The sequence below is a fragment of the Rhodoplanes roseus genome (genome assembly GCF_003258865.1).
GTDB classification, from domain to species: Bacteria; Pseudomonadota; Alphaproteobacteria; order Rhizobiales; family Xanthobacteraceae; genus Rhodoplanes; species Rhodoplanes roseus.
In genome coordinates this window covers 1-4477 of sequence record NZ_NPEX01000381.1, presented here as the reverse complement: position 1 = coordinate 4477, position 4477 = coordinate 1, and the positions used below count along the sequence as shown (strand labels likewise).

Genomic DNA, 4477 nt, shown 5'->3' with positions numbered 1-4477 from the left:
TCGACACGAGCGTGAAGTCGTGTAGGCCGGAGTAGAGCGTCTCGGCGACCACCGAGAGCGAGTCGGCCCCCTGGAACAGCACCAGGAAGGCCACCGAGACGATGCCGAGCGCGAACGCGACCGGGGCGCCGGTGAGCAGCACCGCGATCGTCACCACGAGGACCAGGACGCCCTGGACGGCGGGGCTCATATGCCGTCCTCCAGCGGGGCCTCGAGGCCGAACGGCCGCGACCGTCCGGTGAGCAGCTCGGCGAGATCGGCGACGTATTGCAGCGTGAGGATGCCGAGCCCGATCGGCATCGCGGCATAGGGAATCCACATGCGCACCCGCCACATGGATTCGGACACCCAGCGGTTCTCCCACGCCTCCATCCAGAACATCGCGGTCAGCACCGTGGCGATCGCCGTGAAGGCGAGCGACAGCGTCGCGGCGACGATCGCCAGCCACCAGCGCCCGCGCGCGCCGAGCGCCAGCGGCAGCACGTCCACGGCGACGTGGCCGCGCGTCATCAGCACGTAGGGGGCGCCGATGAAGGTCGCGCCGACCAGGCTGAAGGTGACGAAGTCGGTCTGCCAGATGGTGTTCTGGTTCAGCACGAAGCGCACGAACACCATCTGGCACACGACGACGACGGCCGTCGCGGTCAGCGCCGCGGCGACGATCCCGCACAGCAGCGAGAGGCCACGTACGGCCTTGATCATGAAGTTCATGGAGCCCCTGCGGTCGCCGGACGTTCGATTCTCGATGCTGTCGTTCTCACCTGCCCCTGGAAGGGGGGAGGTCGGCCCGCGAAGCGGTCCGGGAGGGGGTGAAGGGCGAAGCCTGCGCTTGCGGCTTCACCCCACCCCGGTGCGCGCGTCGCGCCCCGACCCTCCCCCTCCAGGGGAGGGTGACGGGGCAGATCGCGTGTCGACGGCCTGCCTCACTTCACCGCGAGGGCCTGGTCGATCAGCGCCTTGCCGTCCGGCACCTCGCCCGCGAACTCCTTGTAGGAGCTCTCCTGCGCGATCTTGATCCACGCGTCGTACTCGTCCGGCGTGAGGGTGACGACCTCGACATTGTTCTTCTTGAAGGTGTCGATCATCTGCTCGTCGAGCTTGCGGCTGGCGTCGTCGAAGAACGCCTCGGCCTTCTTGCCGGCGGCGAGCAGCGCCTCCTGCTGCGGCTTGGTCAGCCGGTTGAAGCTCCGCTTCGACATCAGAACCGGCTCGTACATGAACCACAGCGCGTTCTCGCCCGGCGCCGTGATGCACTTCACCTGCTCGTAGAGGCGGAACGAGACGAAGCTGCCGGTCGAGGTGTCGGTCGCCTCCGCGACGCCGGTCTGCAGCGCGTTGTAGACCTCGTTGCTCGGAATCGAGACGATCGAGCCGCCGGCCTTCTGCCACATCGACGCGAAGGTGGGGCCGGCCGAGCGCACCTTCACGCCCTGCATGTCCTCCGGCTTGCGGATGCAGCCCTTCTTGGAGGCGACCGCACCGGCGAGCCAGGCGTCGGCCAGCACGATCCCGCCGGCCTTGTCGATCTTGGCGCGGATCTCCTTCATGAAGGGCGAGTCGTTGAGCCGCTGCGCCCGCTCGTGGCTGCGCACCAGGCCGGGCATCAGGGTGGCGCCGAAGGCCCGCACCTTGCCGCTCGCATAGTCGAGCGGGAACGAGGTGATGTCGAGCTGGCCGTTGACGATGGCGTTCCACTGGTCGTTCGGCTTGAACAGCGAGGCGCCCGGGAAGACCTGGATCTCGAGCCCGACATTGGCGGCCTTCACCTCGCGGGCGATGATCTGCACCATCTCGTCGCGGGCGTCGCCCTTGCCGCCCGGAAACTGGTGCGAGGCCCGCAAGGTGACCTGCGCCTGCGCGACCGCCGCCGGCGCGGTCGCGAGCGCGACGGCCAGCACGAGGCTCCGTTGCCACTTCATTGCATTCCTCCCAGAACGTTATTTTTTGTCGTCGTGTTCGAAACGCGTGTATGGAACGGCAAGCACGGCCACTTGTCAAAGCGCCGTGCGACGGAACCACAAGGGTGGGCCGTTCCGCGCTCCGCCGGTAAGTCCGGGGGGCGCGGCGGACCGATCGACGAGGGACGGGCGTGACGGAACGGGCAGCGGGCGGAACCGAAGAGGCCGAAGCGCGCGTGGTGCGGGTGCTGTCGACGCGGGCGACGCGCGGCGTGCTCACCGCGCTGGCCGCGGAGCTCGAGCGCGAGACCAGCCTTTACGTCGTCGCCGACTACGGCGCCACCAACGAGCTGATGCCGCGCATCGCCGCCGGCGAGCGGGCCGATCTGCTGCTCGCCACCCACGCCGCCCTCGATACGCTGTGCGCGAACGGCACCATCGTGCCGGACAGCCGCACCGACGTCGCCCGTGCGCTGGTCGGGATGGCGGTCGGGACCGGCGCGGTGCGCCCCGACATCTCGACGGTCGATGCGCTGGTCGCGACGCTGCGGGCGGCGCGCGCCGTCGCCTGGTCGAAGACCGGCGCCAGCGGCCTGCATTTCGCCCGCGTGCTGGCCCGGCTCGGCATCCTGGAGGAGATCGCCGCCAAGGCGATCGTGCGTGACGGCTTCACGGGCGAGCTCGCCGCCACCGGCGAGGTCGATCTCGCGGTGCAGCAGGTCAGCGAGCTGATGGCGGTGCCGGGCGTCGACATCGTCGGGCCGCTGCCGCAGGCCGTGCAGGAGGTGACGTCGTTCGCGGGCGGCGTGTTCGCCGACGCCGTGAACCCGGACGGCGCCCGCGCGTTGCTGGCCCGGCTGGTCGCCCCCGCGGCGCGGCCGGCCCTGCAGGCGAGCGGCCTCGAGCCGGCCTGACCGCCGCGCCGCGTCGCGTCGATCGTTCACACGACAGAGAGAGGGCCGATGAGGGCTCCCCCATCCGACACCGACGTCTCCGGTACGGGCCGCCTGATCACGGCCGTCGCGCTCCTGTGGCTGTCCGGCATCGGCCTGCGCCTGACCATCCTGGCGGTGCCGCCCGTGATCCCGATGATCCGCGACGATCTCGGCATGTCGGCGACCGAGATCGGCGTGCTCACCGGCATCCCTTCGGTGCTGTTCGCGCTCGCGGCGATCCCGGGCTCGCTGCTGATCGCCCGCTTCGGCGCGCTCACCACGCTGACGATCGGCCTGCTCGCCACCGCGGCCGGCTCGGCGCTGCGCGGCGTCGCGCCCGACGTCTGGCTGCTCTACGGCGCGACGGTGGTCACCGGCTTCGGCGTCGCCGTGATGCAGCCGTCGCTGCCGCCGCTGGTGCGCGCCTGGCTGCCCGACCGCATCGGCTTCGGCACCGCCGTCTATGCCAACGGCCTCCTGGTCGGCGAGGTGGTGCCGGTGGCGCTGACGCTGCCCGTGCTGGTGCCGCTGCTGGGCGGAAGCTGGCGGGCCAGCTTCGTCGCCTGGGCCGCGCCCTGCGTCATCGTCGCCGTGATCGTCCTGGTGATGGCGCCGCGGCGCGCGAGCGGCGGCTCGTCCGCCGTGGTGTCGGGCCGCAAATGGTGGCCGGACTGGTCGAGCGGTCTCTTGTGGCGGATCGGGATCATGTTCGGCACCGTCAACGCCCAGTACTTCACCACCAACGCCTTCATCCCGGACATCCTCACCCGCACGGGCCGGCCCGACCTGATCAGCCTGACGCTGACGGCGCTCAATCTCGGCCAGATCCCGGCATCGCTGCTGCTGCTCGTCTTCGCCGGCCGGCTGGTGCGCAAGACCTGGCCCTATGTGGCGGCCGGGGTGGTGTCCTTCGTCGCGCTGGTCGGGCTGATGGTCGGCTCGCCGGCCGTGATCGTGATCTCCTCGGTGGCGATCGGCTTCTGCGACGCCAGCGTGCTGATCCTGATCTTCGCGCTGCCGTCGATCCTGGCGCGGCCCGACGACGTCCATCGCCTCGCCGCCGGCATGTTCACGATCAGCTACTCCTGCGCCGTGATCACGCCGATCCTGTCCGGCCTCGCCTGGGACCTGTCGGGCGAGCCGCTCGCCGCCTTCGTGCCGGTGCTGATCGGCGCCGTGCTGCTCGCCGCCCTCGGCCCCACCATCACGGTCGGCCACGGCCCGGAGGAGGCGAGGAGCTGACGGAGGCGCCCGTGACGGAGACGTTCCGCTTCGCGCCGAGCCCGAACGGGCTCCTGCATCTCGGCCACGCGCATTCGGCGCTGCTCAACGCGGAGCTGGCGCGACGCGCCGGCGGGCGCTTCCTGCTGCGCATCGAGGACATCGACGTGTCGCGCTGCCGGCCGGAGTTCGAGGCGGCGATCCACGAGGACCTGGCCTGGCTGGGGCTCGCCTGGGAGACGCCGGTACGGCGCCAGTCCGATCATTTTTCCGACTATCGGGCGGCTCTGCGAACGCTGGAGACGCTCGGCGTGCTGTATCCGGCCTTCGAGAGCCGGGCCGAGATCGCCCGGCTGGTCGCGGCCCGCGAGGCGGCGGGGCCGTGGCCGCGCGATCCGGACGGCGCGCCGCTCTACCCGGGCG

The 4477-nt window shown here is 70.9% G+C and carries 5 protein-coding genes and 1 pseudogene; 3 read left to right on the top strand and 3 right to left on the bottom strand.

Annotated elements, in window-relative coordinates; translation table 11 throughout:
* The 3 genes and pseudogenes from CH341_RS28570 to dctP form a co-directional block, all read right to left on the bottom strand.
* Positions 1-190: pseudogene (locus CH341_RS28570) on the bottom strand (TRAP transporter large permease subunit); the annotation flags it as partial.
* The gene (locus CH341_RS28565; RefSeq protein ID WP_111422536.1) at positions 187-711 is read right to left on the bottom strand and encodes a TRAP transporter small permease; all 525 of its coding nucleotides are present in this window, start codon (positions 709-711) and stop codon (positions 187-189) included. The pseudogene CH341_RS28570 and the gene CH341_RS28565, both read right to left, overlap by 4 nt.
* A gap of 212 nt (positions 712-923) precedes the next feature.
* Positions 924-1919: a TRAP transporter substrate-binding protein DctP gene (gene dctP, locus CH341_RS28560; RefSeq protein WP_111422534.1), complete on the bottom strand. Its 996-nt coding sequence runs from the start codon at positions 1917-1919 to the stop codon at positions 924-926.
* A 170-nt stretch (positions 1920-2089) separates the two neighbouring features.
* On the opposite strand from dctP, the gene CH341_RS28555 reads away from it, so the two are divergent.
* The 3 genes from CH341_RS28555 to CH341_RS28545 all read left to right on the top strand — a co-directional run.
* Positions 2090-2812 carry a molybdate ABC transporter substrate-binding protein gene (locus tag CH341_RS28555; protein WP_111422532.1) on the top strand — a complete coding sequence of 241 codons (723 nt, stop codon included), beginning with the start codon at positions 2090-2092 and terminating at the stop codon, positions 2810-2812.
* 48 nt (positions 2813-2860) lie between these two features.
* Positions 2861-4075: an MFS transporter gene (locus tag CH341_RS28550; protein WP_111422530.1), complete on the top strand. Its 1215-nt coding sequence runs from the start codon at positions 2861-2863 to the stop codon at positions 4073-4075.
* An 11-nt stretch (positions 4076-4086) separates the two neighbouring features.
* The coding region (locus CH341_RS28545; RefSeq protein ID WP_245431295.1) for a glutamate--tRNA ligase family protein at positions 4087-4477 on the top strand (391 nt) is incomplete at its 3' end.